This is a genomic window from Tautonia rosea (assembly GCF_012958305.1).
GTDB lineage: Bacteria > Planctomycetota > Planctomycetia > Isosphaerales > Isosphaeraceae > Tautonia > Tautonia rosea.
In genome coordinates this window covers 339733-361992 of record NZ_JABBYO010000008.1, presented here as the reverse complement: position 1 = coordinate 361992, position 22260 = coordinate 339733, and the positions used below count along the sequence as shown (strand labels likewise).

The 22260-nt window shown below is 64.9% G+C and carries 17 protein-coding genes; 2 read left to right on the top strand and 15 right to left on the bottom strand.

Annotation, left to right across the window (positions count from 1 at the left end):
* Window positions 1–87: 87 nt before the first annotated feature.
* Window positions 88–921 carry a class I SAM-dependent methyltransferase gene (locus HG800_RS16525; RefSeq protein ID WP_169977729.1) on the bottom strand — a complete coding sequence of 278 codons (834 nt, stop codon included), beginning with the start codon at window positions 919–921 and terminating at the stop codon, window positions 88–90.
* A 246-nt stretch (window positions 922–1167) separates the two neighbouring features.
* Between HG800_RS16525 and HG800_RS16520 the strand changes: the two genes are divergently transcribed.
* Together HG800_RS16520 and HG800_RS16515 are read left to right on the top strand one after the other, a co-directional pair.
* Window positions 1168–1938, top strand: a complete 771-nt coding sequence (locus HG800_RS16520) for a DUF434 domain-containing protein (RefSeq protein WP_169977728.1) — start codon at window positions 1168–1170, stop codon at window positions 1936–1938.
* A gap of 141 nt (window positions 1939–2079) precedes the next feature.
* On the top strand, window positions 2080–2838 hold the full coding sequence (locus tag HG800_RS16515) for a hypothetical protein (protein WP_169977727.1): 759 nt from the start codon (window positions 2080–2082) through the stop codon (window positions 2836–2838).
* Between the two features lie 81 nt (window positions 2839–2919).
* Here the strand turns inward: HG800_RS16515 and HG800_RS16510 are convergent, their stop codons facing one another.
* The 14 genes from HG800_RS16510 to HG800_RS16445 form a co-directional block, all read right to left on the bottom strand.
* A complete protein-coding gene (locus HG800_RS16510; RefSeq protein WP_169977726.1) occupies window positions 2920–3666 on the bottom strand; it encodes a glycosyltransferase in 747 nt (248 codons plus the stop codon).
* Complete coding sequence (locus HG800_RS16505; RefSeq protein WP_169977725.1) at window positions 3663–4412, bottom strand: class I SAM-dependent methyltransferase; 750 nt, start codon at window positions 4410–4412, stop codon at window positions 3663–3665. Before HG800_RS16505 ends, HG800_RS16510 begins: the two co-directional genes overlap by 4 nt.
* On the bottom strand, window positions 4376–5404 hold the full coding sequence (locus HG800_RS16500) for an NAD-dependent epimerase/dehydratase family protein (RefSeq protein ID WP_169977724.1): 1029 nt from the start codon (window positions 5402–5404) through the stop codon (window positions 4376–4378). The genes HG800_RS16505 and HG800_RS16500 overlap by 37 nt, the downstream gene beginning before the upstream one ends.
* A 161-nt stretch (window positions 5405–5565) precedes the next feature.
* Window positions 5566–6771 carry a nucleotide sugar dehydrogenase gene (locus HG800_RS16495; protein WP_169977723.1) on the bottom strand — a complete coding sequence of 402 codons (1206 nt, stop codon included), beginning with the start codon at window positions 6769–6771 and terminating at the stop codon, window positions 5566–5568.
* 215 nt (window positions 6772–6986) lie between these two features.
* Window positions 6987–7733, bottom strand: a complete 747-nt coding sequence (locus HG800_RS16490; RefSeq protein WP_169977722.1) for a class I SAM-dependent DNA methyltransferase — start codon at window positions 7731–7733, stop codon at window positions 6987–6989.
* Window positions 7726–8742, bottom strand: coding sequence for a glycosyltransferase family 2 protein (locus HG800_RS16485; protein WP_169977721.1), 1017 nt, complete (start codon window positions 8740–8742; stop codon window positions 7726–7728). The genes HG800_RS16490 and HG800_RS16485 overlap by 8 nt, the downstream gene beginning before the upstream one ends.
* A complete protein-coding gene (locus HG800_RS16480; RefSeq protein ID WP_169977720.1) occupies window positions 8739–9392 on the bottom strand; it encodes a DUF4276 family protein in 654 nt (217 codons plus the stop codon). Before HG800_RS16480 ends, HG800_RS16485 begins: the two co-directional genes overlap by 4 nt.
* Window positions 9389–10567 carry an AAA family ATPase gene (locus HG800_RS16475; RefSeq protein WP_169977719.1) on the bottom strand — a complete coding sequence of 393 codons (1179 nt, stop codon included), beginning with the start codon at window positions 10565–10567 and terminating at the stop codon, window positions 9389–9391. Before HG800_RS16475 ends, HG800_RS16480 begins: the two co-directional genes overlap by 4 nt.
* A gap of 60 nt (window positions 10568–10627) precedes the next feature.
* Window positions 10628–14269: a DEAD/DEAH box helicase gene (locus tag HG800_RS28020; RefSeq protein ID WP_169977718.1), complete on the bottom strand. Its 3642-nt coding sequence runs from the start codon at window positions 14267–14269 to the stop codon at window positions 10628–10630.
* A 2070-nt stretch (window positions 14270–16339) separates the two neighbouring features.
* Window positions 16340–17254, bottom strand: coding sequence for a sulfotransferase domain-containing protein (locus tag HG800_RS16465; protein WP_169977717.1), 915 nt, complete (start codon window positions 17252–17254; stop codon window positions 16340–16342).
* A gap of 104 nt (window positions 17255–17358) precedes the next feature.
* Window positions 17359–18648 carry a hydroxylamine reductase gene (hcp, locus tag HG800_RS16460; protein WP_169977716.1) on the bottom strand — a complete coding sequence of 430 codons (1290 nt, stop codon included), beginning with the start codon at window positions 18646–18648 and terminating at the stop codon, window positions 17359–17361.
* A gap of 257 nt (window positions 18649–18905) precedes the next feature.
* Entirely contained in the window at window positions 18906–20621 is a 1716-nt protein-coding gene (locus HG800_RS16455; protein WP_169977715.1) for a serine/threonine protein kinase, read from the bottom strand.
* A 71-nt stretch (window positions 20622–20692) separates the two neighbouring features.
* A complete protein-coding gene (locus HG800_RS16450; protein WP_169977714.1) occupies window positions 20693–21751 on the bottom strand; it encodes a hypothetical protein in 1059 nt (352 codons plus the stop codon).
* 128 nt (window positions 21752–21879) lie between these two features.
* The gene (locus HG800_RS16445) at window positions 21880–22209 is read right to left on the bottom strand and encodes a hypothetical protein (protein ID WP_169977713.1); all 330 of its coding nucleotides are present in this window, start codon (window positions 22207–22209) and stop codon (window positions 21880–21882) included.
* Between the last annotated feature and the right edge of the window lie 51 nt (window positions 22210–22260).

The window sequence follows — 22260 nt, the reverse complement described above, 5'->3', positions numbered from 1 at the left end:
TTTGCTCGGACGGTGATGACCCAGAAACACGTGATTGGGCGGTGCTTGGGAGCACTTTCGCCCTGGCGCTCCATCAGCCCGATCCGGTCAGGACGCGGGGCGATGGCCGACCACCACCCGCTCGATGCAGGTCATGGTGAAGTCAGGGCGAGCCGGCAGATAGGCGTCGGAGTCGGGATCGACCAGGCGATGGAAGACCTCGCGCATCTCGGGATCGAGCCGGTTGGTCACTCGGCGTCGCAGGGCGGCCAGTTCCAGGTCGATGAAGGCCCGCTCGGGCTCGGCAAGCGGCGCCCAGCGGTCGATGGCTCGGGTCGAGACCGAGATCCGTTCCAGGCCGGCCTCTCGGGCCAGTTGCGGCAAGCGGCGGCCGGCGTAGTAGCTTCTCGGCCGGCCGATCTGAGCGGCCAACGCCTCCAGCTCGGCCTGTCTCAAGGCCAGCTCCAGGTCTTCGGGCCAGGGAAGAATCAGATGATGCAGGGCATCTTCTTCCAGGACGGCGACCGCTCCTCCGGGACAGACCAGGCGGGCCATTCCGCGGAGCACCTCGACCGCGTCGGGCAGGCTCCGCAGGCTCCGGGCACACCAGGCCAGGTCAAACGACCCGTCTTCCAGGGGGACCCGGAAGACGTCGGCCTCGACAAAGCGCACGAGGCCCGCGGGGTCCTCTTCATTGACGACCTGACGGGCGAGTGTCAGGTACGCGCCGCTGAGATCGACCGCCACCACCCGGCCATCCGGCCCGACTCGATCGGCCAGCCAGACCGCGTATCGGCCGTCGCCGCAGGCCAGGTCGAGCACCCGATTTCCGTTCTTGATCGGCAACGCCCCGATCATCGCCTGCAACTCGTCGCCAAAGGCCTGATGAAACGCCGCAAGCGACTCCTGGTAGTCAGGGATCGTCTCTCCGGTGTCGTCCATCGTGTCTCAACACTCCCCGCACTTACGATGAGGATGAAGCGCCGGATCGAGGGTGGTCGACCGGCTCGGCATTTGCCATCGGGGATGCCAACGGCAAGTTCGGTGCCGATGATTTCCTTCCGAGGGACGAGCGATCCCCGTCATCCTTCGGGGCTTGACCGCCTTCGAGGCGACGGGCGATTCTTGGGGGACCGGACCTGACCGGAAGGACCAGCCCGCCCGTCTCGATGCGAGAGGATGGCCGCGATGCCCGACCGCCGATCGCACCGTGGGGCCGACCCGCGCGACGCCTCGCTGTTCGCTCCCGAGGCGATCCCAGCGCTTCGTGAGGCGGTGGCGGATCTGGCCTGGCTGCTGGGCCGGGGCTATGCCGAGGGGTCGAGCCTGAAGCTCGTCGGCGATCGCCACCGGCTGCCCGATCGCTCGCGGAAGGCCGTTGTGCGGTCGACCTGCTCCGACTCCCAGCGGACGGGCCGGCTGGCCCGGCGGCTCGATCTCGACACGATCGCCGGACGGACCTTGCGGATCGACGGCTTCAACGTCTTGACGACGATTGAGGCGGCGCTGGGAGGGGCGCCGTTGCTGCTCGGCCGAGATGGTTCGCTCCGAGACCTGGCGGGGGTGCACGGCACGTATCGGCGGGTCGAGGAAACGCGGCCGGCGATTGACCTGATCGGCGAGGCGCTGGCCGAGTGGCGGGTCGGCCCGTGCCTCTGGCTGCTCGACCGGCCGGTGTCGAACAGCGGTCGCCTGGCGGCGATTCTGCGCGAGGAGGCGTCGGCTCGCGGCTGGGCCTGGGAGGTGGAGCTTCCGTTCAACCCCGACGCCGAGTTGATCACCGGTCCTGCGGAGGCGGTCGTCGCGTCGGCCGATTCGGAGGTGCTCGACCGCTGTGCCTGGTGGTTCCCGATGGCCCGCCAGGTGGTTGAGAAACGCGTGCCGGGGGCGTGGATCGTGGACCTGTCGGAGCACCCTGCCGACGGGCCGGGCGTTGCGGAGGAGCCGTCGGGCCAGTAGCCTGAACCTCAACGCGGATTGCCCGGACTTCGGGAACCGCACGATCCCACCGACGGACCTCGACGATTCCCGCCCCCGAGACAGCGGGGCCAATCCAACCGATTCTCTCGCTCGAAGACCCCCGAAGGGAGCCCGACGCCCATGATTCGCCGCACCGAAGCCCGATCCGCCTCCTCCCCGTGGTGGCTGGCCTTGCTGCCGATGACCTTCGCCCTGATCGTCGCTCCGATCGCCTCGACGACCGCGTTCGCCCAGGACGAGGAGAAGCCGGCCGAGGAGGCCAAGCCGCAGGAAGAAGCCGATCCCAACGACCCCGAAGTGCTCAAGGCCAGGATCGCCGAGCTGGAGAAGAAGGTCGCCGAGCTGGAGCTGACGCTCGCCATCAAGGACCTGGAAGCCCTGGGCGCGGGGGTCGCTGTCGAAGGCCCCGACGACGGGCCGAAGACCACCCGAGTGACCCTGCCGAAGCTCTGGCGAGGCGATGCCGCCGCCCTGGACGCCCTCAAGGGGCTGCCTTCCGTCACGGTGGTTTACGTGGACAACCCGGAATTCAACGACGAGGCCGCGGCCAAGCTGAAGGAGATCAAGGGGATCACTGCCCTGACCATCATGTCTCCGGCCCTGACCGGCGCGGCCCTTGAACACCTGAAGGAACTCCCCTCGCTCGGGATGCTCTTCCTCACCGGCACTGAGGTGGGGGACGAGGGCCTGACGCATCTCAAGGAGCTTCCCGAGTTGAAGGAGCTCTCCCTGAGCAAGACGAAGGTCACCGACGCCGGGCTCGCCACCCTCGCCGAGTTGCCGCAACTGCGCACGCTTTACCTGATCGGCACCGAGGTCTCTGACGAGGCCGTCGCCAAGCTTCAGGAAGCCAAGCCTGATGCTCGTATCGTTCGCTGAGCGATTGTTTGTGCGAGACCTGAAAAGGGACCAGCAACGGGGATCGACCTTGGCGTCAGCGCGATGCCGATCGATCCCCGTTCACCGCTGCGTTGACTTCGGCCGATGGGTCAGCGCATAACCGTACCATTTCAGGTAATGCGGCAACCAGGCGCGGAGGTTGAAGCGAGATTCGCCGGCCGAGCGGTCGCGCCAGGTGGAGGGGACCTCGCCGATTTTGCATCCGGCGGCATGGGCCTTGGCGGTGAGTTCGAGCGAGTAGGCAAAGCCCCCCTGGCTCTCGATTGGGATGTCGAGGAGGACCTGGCGGCGATAGGCACGAAAGGCGTTCGTGGCGTCGTGGACCGGCAAGGCGCCGAGCCAGTAGAGGCTGACGCCTGCGGCGCGCGACATCGTTTTCTTGAGCAAAGGGCCGCCGATCTGCCGCCCTCCCTTCATGTAGCGCGAGGCGGCGACGATGTCATAGCCGTCCTGCCGAATCATCCGGACCATCGCCGGCACGACGGTGAGGTCATCGGAGAGGTCGGCCATGGTGATGATCACCACCTCGGCGGTCGTCGCGGCGATTCCGGCCCGGATCGCATTGAGAACCCCTTTGCCCAGGGTATTCTTGACCGTCTCGACCCAGGGATACGCCGGGGCCAGGCGGCGAAGCTCGGGCAGGGTGTTGTCCTCGTCGAAGTCGTAGACGACAAGCACGCGCTTGGGGATTTTCACCTGTTCTTCGAGTTCGGCCAGCGCCCGAGCGATGTTCGCTCCCTCGTTGTAGACGGGCATGACGAAGTCGATCTCGGCCAGGCTGGAGTCGCTCGCAGCCTCGGTGGTCATGGCGATCCTCCGGCCGAGCCTCCCGGTTTGCAGGCGACCACGAGCATTTGCCCGCCGAAAAGCCAGTGCGCCGGCGGAAGGGCCAGATAGAGCCGCACCAGGATCGGCCATTGGGGCCATCGGCTTTTGGTCGTGTAGGGCAGGAACTTCGATCGAGACTCGATCACCTCGAACTCGGCGATGCCGAGCGCCTCGGTCATTCCTTTCTCGCTCAGGGGCAAGGTGTGGTCGAAGAAGTCCCAGAAGGCCCCACCCACCACCCGGGCGTTCGGCTGCATGATCATCAACCGGCCGCCTGGTTTGAGGACCTTGCGCAGCGCGGTGAGCACCTGAAGCAAGGCATCGGGGCCTCGTAAATGTTCAAACACGTTGCTGGCAAAGGCCAGGTCGATCGATTCGGGTTCGATCACCTCATCGAGGCGTTCCAGGGGGTGCGTGAAGACCTCGACCCCCGCGTCTGCCGCCCTCACCGTGTCGGGGTTGAGGTCAACGGCAATCCGGCGACGCGCGCTCACATGATTGATAAAGTCGCAGTAACCGGCCCCGACATCGAGCACTGCCCCCTCGGGCGGCACGTAACGGTCGAAGAAGGACCGACAAAGGACCTGCCAGAGCCGGGCCTTCTCCTGCCGATCCCGGCTGCTGAAGCGGCTGGCGTAGAGCCGGTCGAGCTCCGATTCCAGGGCTCCTGTCGGAGTTGGTGGGGCCGTTAGATGCCCCCCGCCTTGATCTGCTGGTCGATCCACGGAATGATCTCGTCGAGGGATTCCGACAACGTCGTCGTCGCTTCGAAGCCAAGCACGCGTCTGGCCTTGCTCACGTCCGGCACCCGACGCTGCACGTCATGGGGGAAGGGGGGGTCGCTCACGTAGCGGAACGGCACGTCCGAGCCCCGGACCTTCGTCCAGATCAGCTCGGCCAGTTCCAGCACACTTGTCGACACATCGGTCGAAAGATTGAAGTCTTCATTGGTGGCGTCGGGATGCTCGACCGCCAGGCGAATCCCCCGCGCCAGGTCGCCGCCATAGGTGTAATGCCGGACTTGCCGCCCATCGCCCAGCAGGTGCAGCGGATCCTGACCTTTCAAGACCTTCTGGACGAGGTCGGGCACGACATGGCTCATGGCAAGTTTGACATTTCCCGACATGATTTCATGATCGCCCAGGGCTCGTTTCTCGCCGATCCCGACGCAGTTGAACGGCCGGACGATCGTGTAGGGCAGCTTGTACTGTTCCCAGGCTCCCTTGGCGAAGTACTCGGTCGCCAGCTTCTGAAAGCCGTAGGTCGAGGCCGGCGGCGGGCATCGGCGCTCGGCGCCTTCGGGGGTCGGAAACTCGTTGCAGCTTTCGAAGACCATCGACGAGCTGACGACCGTGATCTTCCGCAGCGCTCCCTGTCCGCCCATAAAGCTGGCGATGGCCGCGTCGAAGGCTGCCGCCGTGATCCGCTCGTTCTCGGCGATCAGGTCGTACGCTTTCTCATGAAAGAGTGAAATGCCGCCGATGATGGCCGCCCCGGCCACAAACTGGTCGCACCCCTGGAGCAATTCGGTCAGCAAGGAAACGTCCTTGGCATCCCCCCGCACCAGTCGGTAGCGCGGGTGGTGGTCGTACGAGTGCTCGACCGGCCCGTACTTCGACTCATTGTCCAGGCCGATCACCTCGTGCCCGGCCTCCAGCAACTCCTCGACCAGGTATCCGGCGATGAACCCGGAGGCTCCGGTGACCAGGATTTTCATCGATGCGCCATCCTTCGTTCCATCAATCAAGCCGGTGCGGCGGCGAAAGACGTCCGACGGCGGACGGTCTCTGGCGTGCGAACAGGGCGATGGAATCACCGGCTTCTGGGAGTATCGTCCCAGGAATCGCCGAATCGTTCAAGGCATTCGGCGTGCTCGGGTCACTCCGGAAAGGCTCCCCGGCCGTACAGGTTCCAGACATCAACCACCGGCAGCTCCTTCGGAATCACCAGTTCCCGATACTTTCGGTGGGGCGCTCCGATGAACAGCAGGTCGGCCTGCGCCACCACCTCCTCGACCGGCAGGAAATTCGGATCAGTGATGTACTCATCCGTGCATAACACGGTTCCCGCCTCCGCTTCGAGCAGCTTGCGAAGCTTGTACGAGAGAGATTCTCTCGGGTCGTCGCTCTCGGCCTTGAAGGCCATGCCGAGCAGACCGACGGTCATCGTCGACAGGTCGAAACGCTGCTTGGCATGCTTGACCAAAAAGTTCGGCAACCCTTCATTCACCAGCATCGCGGCATGGCCGAGCGCGAAGTTGTTGTTGTAGGCGGCCGAGAGCTGCATCGTGTCCTTGAACAGGCACGGGCCGGCCGCGAACCCGCTCCGGGGGAGGCCGGCCATGCGAGGGTAATCGTGGGTCAGGGCGTCGTGCAGCTTGTAGAAATCGAGCCCATGATCGGCCGCAATCATGAAGAACTGATTGGCGGTCGCAAACTGAATATAGCGCCAGACGTTCGCGAAAATCTTCGTCAGCTCCGCCTCCAGCGGGGAGAGCACGATCAGAGATTTCGCAATCGTCCCGAACAGTTCCGAGGCCGCCTCGACCGCCCGCTCATCGCAGCCGGAGACGATCTGAGGCAGGACGACAAGTTCCTCCATCGCCTTCCCCTCGGCCACCCGCTCGGGGCAGAAGGCGACATGCACGCGAACGCCCGACCGATCGAGCAGGGCCCGGATCTTCTCTGTCGTGCCAGGGTAGACGGTGCTGCGGAGGATGACCGATTGCCCGTCTCTCAGGTGTGGAATGAGCCGCTGAAAGAAGCGCCTCATGGTGTGAAAGGTGGGATTGAGATGCTCATCGACCGGGGTGCCGATGACCACCACCACATGCCTGGCCTGAGAGACCAGTTCCGGCTCGGTGCCCACCTCCAGCGTTTGGCCGATAACCGCGCGGAGCGCCTCCTCGGCCCCAGTTTCGAGAAAGGGCATCCGTCCCGATCGCACCGTTTCGACGGCCAGCGCGTTGATGTCAAACACGCTAACCTTCAACCCGTGCGAGGCGAAGGTGATCGCCAGCGGCAATCCCACATGGCCGCCGCCCCCCACCACACAGACATCGTGCCGGAACTCGGGATCGGCCATCGGTTCGGGTCGCTCCGGTTGCGTCCTTCGACGGCCAGTCGGCGGATCTGGCCGGCGATCAAACGGTCAGGGGAGGGGAATTCGGTCCGGTCCGGGTTTGCCCCGATCGGCGTCTCAATTGTTGCCGAGCCGGACCGGGTCGTCAAAGGCCGGATCACGCGAGAGGGCGGGCCTCGCCGTCAGGATCGGCCCTGGGACGACCGGATTCCGCAACCTCACTGCACCTCGCCAATCGCCCGGCGAGCGACCGCCAGGACCGACGTGCCGAACGGAACGGGCAAGGGAGCGAGCACCCGGTCTTCCAGTTCGCAGAGCCGTTGCATCACCGCGTTGACCCGAGGCGAGGGAATGCCGTGCTGCGCCACCTTCCGCCGACGCCCGAGGTTGACCAGGCGTACGGCCAGCTTCGGCGCGAACAGCCCTCGGAAGACGTATCGCAACCGGATCGATTCCAGACCGATGCCCTTCAGCACCCGCCGCAGCCGACCGATCGTGTACCGTCGGTAATGATGATTGATCTCATCGTGCTCGTCCCAGAGCGTTTCGAACGCGGGGACGGTGACGACCAGCAGGCCGCCAGGCCGAAGCATCCGGACCATCGCCTCGGCCGCGGCACGGTCGTTGTCAATGTGCTCCAAGACGTCGAGCGCCGTGATCAGATCGAACCGCCACGACGGGCCGTCGTAACGCGAATCGCCCAGCGGAGCGGTGAAAATCCGATCGCGGTACGGCCCGCTCGGGTCGAGCAACCGCTCGTCCACCTCGATCCCCCGCACCCGGCCGAACGCCGAGAGCGCCGGGAACGACAAGCCGTCGCCGCAGCCGACATCGAGAATCTCCCGATGTTCCCCCGGAGTCAGCCCTGCCTTGCGAATCGTCCGCAGAACGATGGCTTCCCTGGCCCGCCACCACCAGTGCCCGTTGTAGAGCCGGGCATAGACCGCGCCATACGATTCACGCATGATGATCCATCCGAGACGAAGTGATGGACCCTGGATCGTCCTGTTCGCCCTCCTCCTTCGAGTGGGCGACCACTTCGCGGACGATCGCCTGCGGGCGGCCTCTCGACTCATCACAGGTTCGCACGACGTATTCGCCGACGATCCCGAGGCAAAGCAACTGCACCCCGGCGAAGAACCAGATCGAGACGATTAGGCTGGCGAACCCGCTCGGGAACCGCTCGGGGGCTAGGAAGGACCAGATGATGTAGAAGATTGCAATCCCGATCGCCAGGGCCGACAACACGAACCCAGCGAGTTGCATCACCCGGATCGGCAGGCTTGAAAAGGAAAACAAGCCGTCATACGCCAGCGCGATCAACTTTCGAAGCGTGTACTTCGGCGCTCCCGCGTGCCGTGCCGCCCGCTCGTAGGGAACGCCCACCTGCTGGAAGCCGACCCAGGCCCGCAATCCTCTCAGGAACCGGCGCCGCTCGGGCAAGGCGAGCATGGCGTCGACGACTGGCCTCCTCATGCAGCAGAAATCGCCCGAATCGAGCGGGATCTCGATCGCCGAGACGGCCCTGAGCACTCGATAAAAGGTTGCATACGCCATGCGAGCCGGCAGCGATTCCTTGCGCCTCGTCCGCACCCCATAGGCCACGTCGGCCCCCTGATCGAGCATCTCGATCAGGGCCGCGATCGCTTCCGGAGGGTCCTGCAAATCTCCGTCGATGATCGCCACGACCGACCCTCTTGCCATGCCGAGCCCGGTCCCGATCGCCGCCTGATGCCCGAAATTCCTCGACAGGAAGACCCCCTTGTACCTCGGGTCACGCGCGACCATCGCTCGGATGATCTCCTCCGAGCCATCCCTGCTCCCGTCCGACACCAGGAGAAATTCCAAGCGATCAAACCCCAACCCCTCGACCGCGCTCGCCAGCCTCTTTTCCAGCTCCGGCAGCGCCTCCTCCTCGTCGTACACCGGCACGACAACCGACAGCATGGCCCGGTCCAGCCTGCGGCGACTCATCGAACCGAGCCCTTTGCCCTGAGCGTGTCGAACAGCCTCTTTGCATGCGGCGAGGCGCGTTCGACCTTCGTCGGGTCGAGCCCGGCGAGGATCTCGAAGGAGTGCCTTCCTTTGGTCTTTTCGCTGTACCGTTTGTCTTTCTTGCAATGCCGCGTTGCGCTCTTGAGTCCGTCCATGACGCGGGCCACGTCGATTCCTTCGACATTATTGCCCGCCGGGACCGACCCGGCATGGAACTGCTGGCCGAAATACCTCGCGAGCCATTCGGGATCGGCCAGGAACCAGCTCTCCATGCACTGGACCATCAGAAAAGCATGGTCATTCCGCGCCTCGTGGGGCCGCGTCAGTTGTTTCGAGCGATCGGAACCGCCCGCGACGACGACCGTGGCCAGGTGATCCCAGGGCTTCTCCCGGTGCTCGAGAAGGACCGGGGCTTCGCTATCGACGAGGAGGATTGGCCAGACATCCGAGCCGGGGCGTGTCGATTCCGTCTCGAAACTCTTCAAGGCTGCCGTGCGGCTCCCGCACGGGACGACTGCGGGCATCCCCCCCCGAAACCCAGCCCGATCGAGGAACCGCTTGAAGGCCTGTCGGACCTCTCGGTCGATCCGACCGGTCCCGCCCCCCTCGAAGAAGATGACCACCCTCACCAGCGGTTCCCCCCGATCTGGCCGCGGCTCCAAAGCTGGCCCAGCGTGTAGTCTTCGAGCCAGACTTCGAGGTCGTCCGGGTCCAACCGCCGCATCACCGTGCCCGACTCCCCCTTCTCGCAGATGACGACGTCCTCAGGCGAGTAGGTCAACGCATCCACCAGGATTTCCGAGTGGGTCGTGATGATCAACTGCGTCCGCTCCGACGCTTCCTTGATTAGCTTCGCCAGGTTCACCAGCACGTCCGGGTGCAGCCCCAGCTCCGGCTCCTCGATGCAGATCAAGGGCGGGGGCTCCGGGTGGCAGAGGATCGCCAGAAGGCAGAGGTAGCGGAGCGTACCGTCGGAGAGGCGAAACGCGGGAATCGAGCGATCCCCTTCTTCGAGATAGAGCCGGAACATCCCCCCGAAAACCGAGACGTCGAAGTCGGTGATCCCGTCGTACAGGTCGTGGAGCGATTCCAGGATGCGACGCTTCACGGCGGGCGTGTGCCTCAGCCGGTTGAGGACCAGACCGAGGTTCTCGAAATCCTCAGACGGGAACTCCCCCTTCTGGTCCGCCCTCTGGAATTGCCGGACGGGGGACCGGGCCCCGAACGACCACTCTCGGAAAATTTTGATCTCCCGATACGACCGTTCGAGATTTATCAACTCCAGCAAATTCGCCCTTGAATGCCCAAGGGCAACGGCGAGCGGGTCGTAGACGCCGATCTGGGAGAGCACCGATTGGCCCGCGTCGAAGTGCCGCATGAAGAACCCTGCCGCACCCCCGGCCGCTTCCGGGATCGTCAGCCGGCCTTCATTCGAATAAAGCTCCGCCCGCCACCCGCCCGGACTGAACGCACTAATCTCCTCGTTCACAATGTTCAGCCGATCCATTCGTTCTTCGAATGCAAAGGCGTGCCTCGCCAGCTTCGGCGCTTCGGGCTGCCGGACCTCGACTTCGATCTGGGCGAAGCCCCCCGGCATTCCCTTCCAGATCCATTCGCCCACCCCGTCGCTGAAGGGCTTCGACAAATCTCCTGCCGTTGCACGCAACAGCCCGATCGCCTCGATGAAGTTCGACTTCCCCGAGCCGTTCGGTCCGATCAGAACATTCAAATTGCGCAGCGCGAAGGGAGGCGTCTCGGGCCCGAAGGAGAGGAGGTTGCGGAGGGTGATCTCGCGGAGGAACATGGTAATGCGTCCGAAGCGAGCGGGAGGGCAGGGGCCTGAGAAGGAAAAGGCCCCCGAGCCTCAGGAGAGCAGGAACTCCAGGTCATCGCGCGAGAGGCTCTTGATGATCGAGCGGTTATCGGCGTTGAGGATCGCGTCGGCAAGCTCGCGTTTTTGTTGCTGAAGGTCGACGATCTTCTGTTCGACGGTGTCGCGGCAGATCAGGCGGTAGGCGAAGACGTTTCGCGTCTGGCCGATCCGGTGCGAGCGGTCGATGGCCTGGGCCTCCACCGCAGGGTTCCACCAGGGGTCGAGCAGGTAGACATATTCGGCGGCCGTCAGGTTCAGGCCCAGACCGCCGGCTTTCAGGCTAATGAGGAAAATCTGGCAGTCGGGATCGTTCTGGAACCGCTCGACCCGCTGGGCCCGGTTGCGGGTCCGACCGTCGAGGTATTCATAAGTGAGCCCTTCCTGATCCAAAGCGTCCTTCACCAGCCCGAGGAAGGTGGTGAACTGCGAGAAGACGAGTGCCTTGTGCCCTTCGTCCACCACCTCGGCCAGTTGCGGCAAGAGCATGTCGAGCTTCGCCGACGGTTCCTCGCCATACTGCTCGGCACTGATCAGGGCCGGGTGGCAGGCGGCTTGCCGAAGCCGCAAGAGGGCTTCGAGCACCTCGATCTTGGATTTGTTCAGGTCGCTCGTTCCCTTGCGCAAGAGAGCGTGACGATAATGGGCCTTCAGCTCCTCGTAAATCCGGCGCTGGGCGGGCTCCATCGTGCAGTAGAGGGTTTGCTCGGTCTTCTCGGGCAAATCCTTCACGACCTGGGCCTTCGTCCGTCGCAGGATGAACGGCTTGAGCGCCTTGGCCAGTCCGGCCCTTGCCCCTTCGTCTTGCCCGGCCGAGGCACTGGTAAGCCCCTTGAAGGCGGTGGCGCTGCCGAGCATGCCGGGGTTGAGGAACTCGATGATCGACCAGAGTTCCCCCAGGTGATTTTCGATCGGCGTGCCGCTCATGGCGAGCTTCTGCTTCCCCTTGAGCAAGCGGCACGCCTTGGCGGCCTGGCTGGTCGCGTTCTTGATCGCCTGAGCCTCGTCGAGGATGACGAAGTCGAACTCGATCTTCGACAGCTCGGCCGCGTCGGTGCGGACGGTGCCGTAGGTGGTGACGATCAGGTCGTAGTCGTCAAAGGTCTCCCGCATCTGCGGGCGGCCTCGGCCGGTGTAGTCGAGCACGCGAAGCTCGGGGGTGAACTTCGCCGCTTCTTCCAGCCAGTTGAAGACGAGCGACCGGGGAACGACCGCCAGGGCCGGCCCCTCGGCCTTCTCGGTCACTTTCCGATGCTGCAACAGGGCGAGCACCTGAATTGTCTTGCCCAGGCCCATGTCGTCGGCCAAGATCCCGCCGAAGCCGAAGCGCTCCAGGTAGTCGAGCCACCCGAGCCCCTCACGCTGATACGGCCGAAGCTCTCCTTCGAACCCTTCGGGAGCGTCGAGCGCGCGGACTCCCTCGAACTCCTGCAACTGCTTGCGGGCGCGGCGGAACCCTTCATCAACCTTCACGTTCGACTGGCTGGCCAGCAGCGCATCGAGCAGGCTTGCCTGCGCGAAGCCGAAGCGGAGGATGCCATCCTTCTCGGTGCCGAGATCGACGAGCATCCCGTACTTCTTCATCCAGTCTTCGGGCAAGACGCCGACCGAACCGTCGGCCAGGGTGATCCGGTCTTCCCCGCGACGGGCGGCGGCCAGAACCTCGGGCAAGGGGACCGACTGCCCGCCGAAATCGACGGCGCCATCCAGCTCGAACCAGTCGATCCCGCTCGTGACCGAGAGCTTGAACTCGCCGACCGGCTGAATGACCTCGCCTTCGGCCTCGACCTGCCAGCCTTCGGCCACCAGCTCGCGGACGACCAGGCCGAGCCGCTTGGCCGGCAGCTCCAGGGTGCCGGGGTCAACCAGGTGGTCCTTCGACTCCCGGAAGCCGACCTCGAACAACCGGATCGCCGCTGCCTGCTCGGCCGGCACGTCGCGATGGATCACCACCCCTTTGCTCGTGCTGACGAACAGGTTGCCCGTCGTCTGTGCAGGAACGGCCGTCGTGTTGTAGACGTATTCCAGTTGCCCGAGTACCCGATCGGCCTCGACGCCGTAGTTGCGCCTCGGGCTCCGGGCGACCAGGCGAGGCCGGGGGGCCGACCGGATCGTCTCCAGGGGCAGGTCTTCGATCAGGTCGCCGGGGCCGAGCTTCGCTTCTTCGAGGATCGAGGCAAGCATCGCGTCCTGCTTCTCGACGTCGAGGAAGATCAGCTCTTTTTCCTCGCGGAGCCGGGAGACCCACTGCGGGACCCCCGCGTCGTCGAACCGGGCTGCCCGGCCGGTGCCGAGAATCAACAGGCCCGGCAAGATCGCCAACGGCTCGGCCAGGTCGATCCGGCCATGCTTGCGGTGCAGGGCCCCTCGCCAGGTCCAGCGCTTGCCGGCGGCATCTTGCTTCACGTCGAGCCAGAACTGCCAGGGGGGACCGTCGTCCCAGCGAAGCCCCGGCGGATCGTCTTCGCCGTCGGTCCGTCGCAATCGGCAGCGGCCCGTCCGGCAGAGTTTCTCGATGATCTCGACCTGCCGGCCCGGTGCCAGCGCGAACCGCCGGATCGCTCCCGGCAGCTTGGCCGGCCCGCGAGAGACGCCTCCTCCTCCCGCTCCCGCTCCTCCTGCCGAGGAACCGGCCCCTGATCCGGCCGAGGCTCCCGATTCCCTCGCCTGCTGAAGCAGTTCGAGGATCTGAAGGTCCTCGACATCCACCTTCGAGGCGGCCGTGGCCGGTGTGTGCCACCAGGGGCGGAGCGGCCCCCGGCTGCCGTCGGGCTTGCGCTCGCGGCGGGCGAGGTCGATTACGAGGCGTCCCTGAGCCTGGGTCGCCGGCACATCGACGATGTAGTAGAGCCGTCGCTTGGTCTTCTTCGGCTTGTTCTGAGGCGCGGGAATCTGCCCCTTGCCACCCGGGCCTTGTTGCCCTTTCGGCAGGGGCTTGCCCCCCTTGGCGAACGGAACGCCCGCCCGGGGAATGTACCCCTTGGCTCCAGGTCCACCACCCGGACCAGGTCCCTGACCCGGCCCCGTCGGCAGCGGTCCCTGACCCGCCTTGCGATGCGGCCCTTTGGGATGCTGATGCTGCGGACGCCCCTGGCCCCCTCCTCCAGGGCCGGGCCGGTGCCCCGATGGGCCGTGCGGCGCGTAACCCTGCCTCGGTCCCGAGCCCGAGCCAGCACCCGGACCATGACCATGACCATGACCCGGACCGTGACCATGTCCGTTGACGCGGCCATTCGGCGGCGGTTCGAACGCCGGAGGAGCCGTCCCGGTGGGCGGCTGGCGTCGAGGAGGGCCGACCGGCAGCAGCCGAAGCGGCCGGCCTTCGGCGCTTTCGAGCAAGCCGCGAGCGTCGGTCGCCAGCACCGTGGCCCAGATGTGCTTGCAGGGCGCACCAGCCCCTTCCGGACCGAAGTACGGACAGGTGCACGAGGCGAGCAGGCGATCGCCGCGCAGCCAGAGCCGCACGCGGTAGCTCGTCGTGCCGCGGACCTTCGCGGCAATCTCGCCCGGTCCATCCACTCGGACCAGCACTCGCCCCTTGGCGAAGTAGGCCCGGCCCCGGGCTCGGACCCCCTCGGCGAAGTCGCGAGCGACTTTCTGGGCGATCCCCGTCGGCGCCTTTCGTCTCGGTTCCACGCTGCTCTCCTGGCGTCGGAAATCGGGGGATGATCCGGAGCCGTTCCTTCGAGGCGCAAGGTGTTGCGACAGAAGGTCACGGTCCGGGCCGATCGGCCCTCGGGACGCCTGCGCCTCGGACGGCCGGGGAAGGTTCCCGGGTCGATCGGCGATCGGCCCAATCGGGAGGCCCTCGGCGCCGGGGCGCCTGTCCTTGGTCTGGTCGTTCATTCGTCCTCAAAAACATCGATCCGGCCCGCTCGAAAACGTTCGCGCTGGGCCTGGTCGTTCCCAAGGAGGTTCCCCCTTGGGGTTTCGGTTCATTCCCGGTTCGGTCAGCGTTCGACGCTCGATCGCTTCAGTTCGGTTCAATTCAGGACACGTCGTCGTTTGTCTCGGGTCGATGTCGGTTGATCGCGTCGGTGTCAGTCGTCGGTTCGTGGTGAGTTCGAGAAAAACTGCAAAGCAAGCAGGGGAAGGAGAAACCGTCACGCCCTCAAACCATGCTCAAAGATCAATCGGGCCGACGAAGGCCCCGGAGCGTAACCCTGGAAGTCATCGCAAGACCCAACCCGAGGCCGAGGCTGGCGCTCAAAGGGAATTCGAACCCCTTTCGATCGCCGCCAGGACGGCCAATGGGTCGCGACCGGGGAAGAGTGATCCGCGCTCACAGGCACGGAAAATCCCCCGGCCGTCGATCCCGATCGGACCGTGACTGCACCGCTTCGCGGGCGGTCGGCAGACACGCCGAACGGGACGGAAGGGCGGAAGGCTCCGTCGGGCCTCTCGGTCGCAAACACTCGTGCCCGGTCTCCCGACCTGGCCTGATCGGCGGGGAAAATGGTCGATCCGGCAAGGAGATCGTCAGCCTGGGAACGCCAGGGCGATCGAGGGGCGACCGACTCAGATCCAGGCCCCTTGCGATTCGCCACCAATGAAATCGGTTTGATCGAAACCACAACGACAGCAGAATTCCGATCGTGACGGAAATCCGTTCCTAACGCATCCGCGTTTGAACGTGCTCGAACCGCCCCGGCCCGTCCCGGTTGAGGGACGGGATCCAGGCCCGACAGCCGAGCAGCGACCGCCGCTCCGGGGCCTCGGAGGTGGGAATGATTCACCAGCGTCGTTGAAAGAAGTTCGTAGTGCAACTCGCGTTCCGAAACCTCAATGCAACCGAAGCACAACGACCGGCACCACGCCTGGCCCGGCCTCTCTTGGGGAAGTCGAACCGCCTGAAACCGAGAGGTTCAGGCCATCCGACTCTCCGTCCGACCTCGGCCCACGATTCCGCCCCGCGCAATCGAGGCGGTGCAGCCCGTCACCCGTCTCGCGAGCTCGCCGGCGCAAGACCGACGCGACGGCAACACAATGCGGTCGCTCGCACGGACGCCGCACTCTGGCAAGTGCGACCCGGCCCGAAATGCCCGTCATCGTCGCAAGGATCGCGACCACGACGATCCACTAGACAAAGAGCCCCGCACGCAGCACGACGAAACCGCCGGGCCGCCCGGAACGCTCTCTCTGCGGATTGTGCTCATCTCGGGCCTTCTGACAAGCCCAGTTCCCAACGTCGATCGGTCGCGTTGCGGCCACCGAGGTCGAGATTCGCAGGCAACCTCGTTTCGACCCCCAAGACGTCCTCCGATCCCATGCGGGGGAGTGTCTTTGGTGTGGGAATCGCAAAACAAGGTCGCTCGGTCGGAATGCAATCCTCAGGTCTTTTTTTTCTGCCTCAACGAGACCAGCCGTTGCCGATCGGCGGCAACTTCTTCTGGACCTCGCTCTTGAATCACACGCGATTGAGCGCGGTAAATTCACCGTGCTCATCTCTTACTCTGGCACGCCTCTTGGAAAAGATCAAGTCCCCGCTGCCGATCCTCTTCCTGTCAGTGTTGTCCGCGCACCACTGTCCCTCGATTTTCTTGGTACGCGTGTGCTCTCCTGACGGTTCGATCCCAACGAAGGGTCGAACGCCCCTTGCACGAATTGCCAGGCGAAATCACGCTCATGAATCGCTCCGATTGAGATGTCTTCACCAAGGCGCGTCTTCGAAGCTCGGGCCGAGGTCGACAGCCCGCACCTGCTCGCTCAATCCTGCCGAACCCGATCGCGACGGCCGGACGCTCCTGAGAGGTTCGCGTCCTCAAGGCGTTGAACGCCGAGCCATCGACGGGCGATCGCGGCGGCCTTCGGATACCGTCTCGCCGTGAAATAGACCCAGCAGTGCCAGCGAGACCGGGCAATTCGACCGGCAATCCCCGCCCCCAGCTCCTGAGGGGCCCACGACAGATCGGCCTCGTACCCCCGGGTAATCAGCCAGGACCCGGCGAGCAGCGCCAGCATACCTTGCTCCTCGGTCGAGAGCGCCTCGCGCCAGTCTCCCACCCGACTGAGCCGCAAATGATTGCCGTGAAAGAGTGTTTTCGCGTCGTGACGGACCGTCTGAGAGGGGTCGTCCGGGTCGATCCCCAGCGCCTCGGCCTCGCGACGCACCGCCTCGATCCGGCGTCGGTTCGCCTCGGGAGAGAAGGCCTCGGCGATCTCCTCCGCCTCGTCGATCGTCAGGGCGATCCCCAGGAACCGGGCGATCTCCAGCACTCCGGCGGCCGGGTCGGCCACCAGGTCTTCGTACCGCTGCACCAGCGCGCCGGGCCGGGTCATCCAGAACCGATCGTTACTGAGAATGCGATGCACGAGCCCTTCACGCATTAACGCATCGAACGATCGACCCATCTTGTGCCGCATCGAGTCAACTACGTCGCGCAGGTCGCGGTACGAGTAAACGGCCAGCGCGTCTCCCTCGGCCACCGCCTGAGCGAAGTTCGGGTGCTGGTCGTGGCACTTGAGGACCCGGAACCGCCCCCGGCCCGGCGCGGGGTCGTAGTCCGAGCCCTCGACGTAGCCGAGCCGCTCCCCCTTGCGCCGCCACTCGATCAGGTGCCCGATGACCTCGTATTGCCAGGTCGAACAGGCCCGATACATTCCGCAGCAGATGACGTCCATGAATCCTCGCTCCTTCGTCCCTGAACGAGCCGAGCCGGACGCCAGACCCTAGCCGATCCCCCCCCAGCCGTCCAGTCCAGCCAAAGGGGGGATTGAACCTGCCGTCACGAAACTGCCAGCCTGAGATCGACCAGCGGGTCCGACCCGGTCAGGCGAAGGTCAAACTGTTCCTGAAGAATCTGAAAAACCTTCGGCGTGATGAACCCTGGAGGATTCGGGCCGATCGTGATCCCCCTTACGTTCAAGGACAGCAAGGTCAGCAAGACGGCCACCGCCTTCTGCTCGAACCAGCTCACTACCAGCGTCAGCGGCAGGTCGTTCACCCCGCATCCGAACGCATTGGCCAGCGCCAGCGCAACCTGGATGGCCCCGTAGGCATCATTGCACTGACCCATGTCCATCACTCTCGGCAGGCCCAGATGGGTGCCGTGGTCGCGGTCGAGAATCCGGTACTTGCCGCAACCGAGCGTCAGGATGAACGAATCCGGAGGGGTGTTCGCCGCGTAGTCGGAGAAGTAATTCCGCCCCGGCTCGGCCCCGTCGCAGCCGCCGATGACAAAGAAGCGGCTGATCTGACCGGCCTTCACCGCCTCGACAATCGTCGGCGCGGCGTCGAGCAAGACCGTCCGGTGATAGCCGACCTGGAACGTCCCTTGCCGGACCTCCGGCAAAGGCCCGCATTCTCTCGCCTTGGCGATCACCGGCCCGTAGTCGTCGCCGTCCAGCCGAGTGCCTCCCGGCACGGCCGTGAACCGCGTGGTAAAGATGCGGTCGGCGTAATCCTCCTTCGGAATCAAAATACAATTGGTCGTGGCCACGACCGGCCCGCCAAACTTCGGGAACTCCTGCTTCTGCTTCTGCCAGGGGCCTCCGTAGTGACCGGCCAGATTCGGGTGTTCCCGAAGCTTTGGATACATGTGCGCAGGCAACATCTCCCCATGCGTGTAAACCTTCACCTCCGTCCCTTCGACCTGCTGCAACAGGTTCCAGAGATCGACCAGGTCGTGCCCGGTCATCAAAATGCCCGGCGCCGGCCTCGTCCCCGCCTGCACAACCGACGGCGACGGCTTGCCGAACATCTCGACGTGCCCCTCGTCAAGCAGCTCCATGACGCGGAGATTCTTCCGGCCCAGCTCCATCGCGATCTCGAAGAGGCTCGCCAGATCGAAATTTACGTTGGTCATGGTCGAGAACAGGGCGTCCTCGATGAAAGCGCTCACTGACTCGTCACTCTTGCCCAAGCGTCGGGCGTGGCTCGCATACGCCGCCATCCCCTTCAGGCCGTACAAAATCAACTCCTGCACCGATTGCACGTCGGCATCCTTGCCGCACACGCCGGGGCTCATCGTGCAACCAATCCCGTGGGCCGTCTGCTCGCACTGATTACAGAACATCGCCGAGGACTCCTTCGGTTCCCGGAGCGCGACGCCGGTGCCGACGTCCACCCACTCCGCAACGCAATCGGCTCAAAGAAACCTCCGGCCCCTTGCCCGCCCCGGCCTTCAGAACGAGCGATCATGACCACTCCGGTCACTCTATCAACCCAACAGGCAGACTTCAAGACCTCAATGTCCTTTTTTCGGTCTGCCCCCCATCGTGTCGGCGTCGAGGCCGCACAAGGGCTGGCCGCGGTGGAGGTGCGGGGTGTCGATCAGGCGTCGGTGGGCGTGGCCTGTCCGAGCATCACTTCGTGCCACCAGAGGGCGGCCTGGCGGTGGTCCCAGTCGCTAGCCGAGGAGCAAGCGGCGAGTGCCTGTTCCAGCTCCGAGGCGTCGGCGAAGCGATCGCTCGGAGCCTTGGCGAGACAGCGGAGGATGACGGCTTCGAGGTCCTGCGGGACTTCGGGGCGGTGGGCCGAGGGGGGCGTGACGGCGTCTCGGGCGTGGGCGATCATCACCTGAACCGGGCTACTTCCTTCGAAGGGAGGACGGCCGGTCAGCCAGTAGTAGGCGACCGCGCCGAGGGCGTAGAGGTCGCACCGAGCGTCGAGCCCACGCTCACCGGTTGCCTGTTCGGGAGACATGTAGAGCGGTGTGCCGCTGACGGTCATGTCGGCGGTCAGCTGAGCGGCTTCGGGCTCCTGGGTCAACTTGACGAGGCCGAAGTCGAGGACCTTGACGAAGTCGCACAACCCGCCTCGCTCCGAGACATACACATTCGCCGGCTTCAGGTCGCGGTGGATCAGGCCCTCGGCGTGGGCCTCGGCCAGCCCGCTACAGGCCTGGCGGAGCAGATAAATCACCCGACCGGGGGGCAGGGGGCCGTGCTGTTCGACCAGTTCGGCCGAGCTCATGCCCGGCAGGTATTCCATCACGTAATAGAAGGTGCCGTCGTCGGTGTGGCCGTAGTCGAAGATCTCGATCGTGTTCGGGTGGGTCAGGCGCGCGGTTGTCTGCACCTCACGCTCGAAGCGGGCCAGGGCGGTCGGATCGGCCGCGGCGTCGTTCCGGATCAGCTTTAGGGCGCAGGGACGCTTCAAGAGAGCGTGCTCGGCCAGGTGAACCTCTCCCATGCCTCCAGCGCCGATCTTCCGCAGCAGTTGGTACTGGCCGAACTTCTTCGCCTCGTGCACCTTGGTTCGCATCTGGTCGAACATGGCTGAGCCATAGGTGGCGAGGAAGACGCCGACGGCCACGATCAGAATGTCGGTGCTCAGGGTCCGTTCGTTGGTGATCGAGGCAATCCGATCCAACAGTTCCGGATGCCCGAGCTTCAGGGCCGCCAGCGTGACGACCGGCGCCAGCGCCATCGTGACCACCACCCGAGCCGTGCCGGTCCAGCGGTGGGGGATAAACAGCCCATGCAGGATCATAAACACAAACAGTGCGAACATCTGAAGCTGCGCTTCGAGCACCAGATCGACCATTGCCCCGGCTCGGGCGTTGCTGAGGATCGACTGATACCGCACGGCCATCCACGAGACGATCAGGCTGCCAAAGAGTGCATATTCCAGCCCTCTTAAAAAGCGGTTTGAAAAGTGAGGGCGGCTCCAGAGGACGCCCAGGATCACCCCGAGCACGGCGATCCGGGCAATATTGACCCCCGTAATCAGCCGCAAGGCCCCCGTGTCCAACGCTGCCTCGTTGACGAGCGACCAGACCAGAGACATCGAGAAGATCACCAGCATCACGAAGGAGACCATCCGGAGTCGGGCATGAAGCAGCGAGGTTGTCTCCGACCGGATCGTTTGCGCCGCCCCGGCCACCAGCTCGACGTGGCCTCCCTCCTCGGGAAGGCCACCCAGGGCGAAGTCGAACGTCGGATCGTCGGCGGCGGGATTTCGGTGGAAGGCAATTTCGACGGTCGGAGTCAGTTCGACGATCTCATCGCCGTCGGCCGATGGATTGACGTGGGGGGACCTTGACATCGCGACGCCTCAGTTCGATTCGAATTGGTTCGGTTCGGTGCTTGGGGCCTTGGAAGACGGCGGGCGGACGGTCACGGGTTTGGCTCGGAGGGCGGGGCCCCCTGTTGAGGAAGAGCCTGCTTGGCCTGGTCGAGCCCGTCCCGGGCTCTCGACTTCAACTCGCCGAGGGCCTCGCGGGCTCGCTGGCCGGTTTCGGAATTCCGCACTGCGTCGAGCGAAACCCCCTGACCCTCCAGCTCGCTCGTCACATCTCCCTTCAGCGCTCCAACCTCGGCCCGGGCGCGGTCGAGCGTCGAGCCGCCCTCCGCCCCCTCGCCGCTGGAAAGCTGGGGGATGAAGGCAAATGCCAGAATCACCCCAAGAATCCAACCCATCGGCGCGAGCACCCGGCCCAGCGCCTTCTTGGTCCGCTTCGGGTATTTCGACAAGTAAATAAACGTAAACGGTGGGATCAGGAACAGGATCCCCTGCAGCGGGTTCTCCTTGAACGGCCCGGCGACCAGCGCGAACCCCTCCAGCACAAGGCGGAGCAGGCTCAGGACGATCACCCCCGTCGCCCCGAGCACCGCCAGGTCGCGCCGGTCGAGCACAATCGCCACCAAAATCAGGATCACACAGGGGACCGTCAGCAAATAGACCAGATCGCTGAACTGTCGGACCACGCGGAGCACGGCCCGGGACTGACTTCGCCAGAACCGCTCCAGAGCCCCCGGAGTCCGCGCCCCGGCTGACTCTCGACCAACCGTCGGCAACACCTTGTGCGAGGCCACCAGCTTGTACGACGACCCCGGCACCGAGTTCTCCAGCAGCAGGTCCGGGTTGAAACTGTACTGCTTTTTCTGCGGAGGCGCCCCCTTGCCGAAGACCGGCCGGACCTCCTCGGTCAACGGGGCGAGCCCGACGTCGGAGGTGAGACCCGGCCGCCCTCCGCCCACGTAACCGGCACCGGCCGTTCGGGGACCCGAAAGCCGGAACATCCCGCTGGCAGCGACCTGCGCTGCCGCCACGGGCTTCGACGCGGGGATCGTCATCTGATGCTGACACTTCTTGCACCGGCCGGTCTTGCCCGCAAGCGACTCGGGGACGGTGAACGGGGCGCCGCATTTTGGACACGTGAAATCGATGGTCATCACTTCGTCCCTGCTTCGATCCGAGCGCTCGACGCTTGACTCGCCACACCTCAAGCCCGCCGCTTCGTGTACACCGTCGGCACCGCGTCGTCCCGTCCCGGTCGGCTCGTCTCACCCGCCCGAAGTGCTCAATAAATCACCAGTCCGAGGCCCAGGATCAAGATCGCCCACCAGAGCGCCCCGGCATCCTCGAACTTCGCTAGCAGCCAGAAATACACCGCCGCCAGCAGAAACGTCGTCCCCAGCCAGATCTTTCGGTCTTCCCAGACGATCCCCATCTCACGCAGCATCGACGGGTTCAGATACACATAACTCAACCCGGCCACGCCCAACGTGTAGATCGCCGCCATCATGATCGGCTTGGCTGCCAAGGAATCGTTGTTCGAGAATGCCTTGATGATCCCAGCGAGAAACGCCCCCTTGATGATCAGATAGAAGATCAGAACGGGTGTGAGCATGGAGATGCCGTGCCTGTCGATGTGAAAATCTTGATCCGACCGATACCCTAA

Coding starts and splice junctions, on each gene's coding strand:
- HG800_RS16510 (WP_169977726.1), bottom strand. CDS start 3,666: ATGACCACCGAGGCTGCGAGCGACTCCAGCCTGGCCGAGATCGACTTC.
- HG800_RS16475 (WP_169977719.1), bottom strand. CDS start 10,567: ATGTTCCTCCGCGAGATCACCCTCCGCAACCTCCTCTCCTTCGGGCCC.
- HG800_RS16515 (WP_169977727.1), top strand. CDS start 2,080: ATGATTCGCCGCACCGAAGCCCGATCCGCCTCCTCCCCGTGGTGGCTG.
- HG800_RS16445 (WP_169977713.1), bottom strand. CDS start 22,209: ATGCTCACACCCGTTCTGATCTTCTATCTGATCATCAAGGGGGCGTTT.
- HG800_RS16465 (WP_169977717.1), bottom strand. CDS start 17,254: ATGGACGTCATCTGCTGCGGAATGTATCGGGCCTGTTCGACCTGGCAA.
- HG800_RS16495 (WP_169977723.1), bottom strand. CDS start 6,771: ATGGCCGATCCCGAGTTCCGGCACGATGTCTGTGTGGTGGGGGGCGGC.
- HG800_RS16520 (WP_169977728.1), top strand. CDS start 1,168: ATGCCCGACCGCCGATCGCACCGTGGGGCCGACCCGCGCGACGCCTCG.
- HG800_RS16455 (WP_169977715.1), bottom strand. CDS start 20,621: ATGTCAAGGTCCCCCCACGTCAATCCATCGGCCGACGGCGATGAGATC.
- HG800_RS16485 (WP_169977721.1), bottom strand. CDS start 8,742: ATGAGTCGCCGCAGGCTGGACCGGGCCATGCTGTCGGTTGTCGTGCCG.
- hcp (WP_169977716.1), bottom strand. CDS start 18,648: ATGTTCTGTAATCAGTGCGAGCAGACGGCCCACGGGATTGGTTGCACG.
- HG800_RS16450 (WP_169977714.1), bottom strand. CDS start 21,751: ATGACCATCGATTTCACGTGTCCAAAATGCGGCGCCCCGTTCACCGTC.
- HG800_RS16525 (WP_169977729.1), bottom strand. CDS start 921: ATGGACGACACCGGAGAGACGATCCCTGACTACCAGGAGTCGCTTGCG.
- HG800_RS16500 (WP_169977724.1), bottom strand. CDS start 5,404: ATGAAAATCCTGGTCACCGGAGCCTCCGGGTTCATCGCCGGATACCTG.
- HG800_RS16490 (WP_169977722.1), bottom strand. CDS start 7,733: ATGCGTGAATCGTATGGCGCGGTCTATGCCCGGCTCTACAACGGGCAC.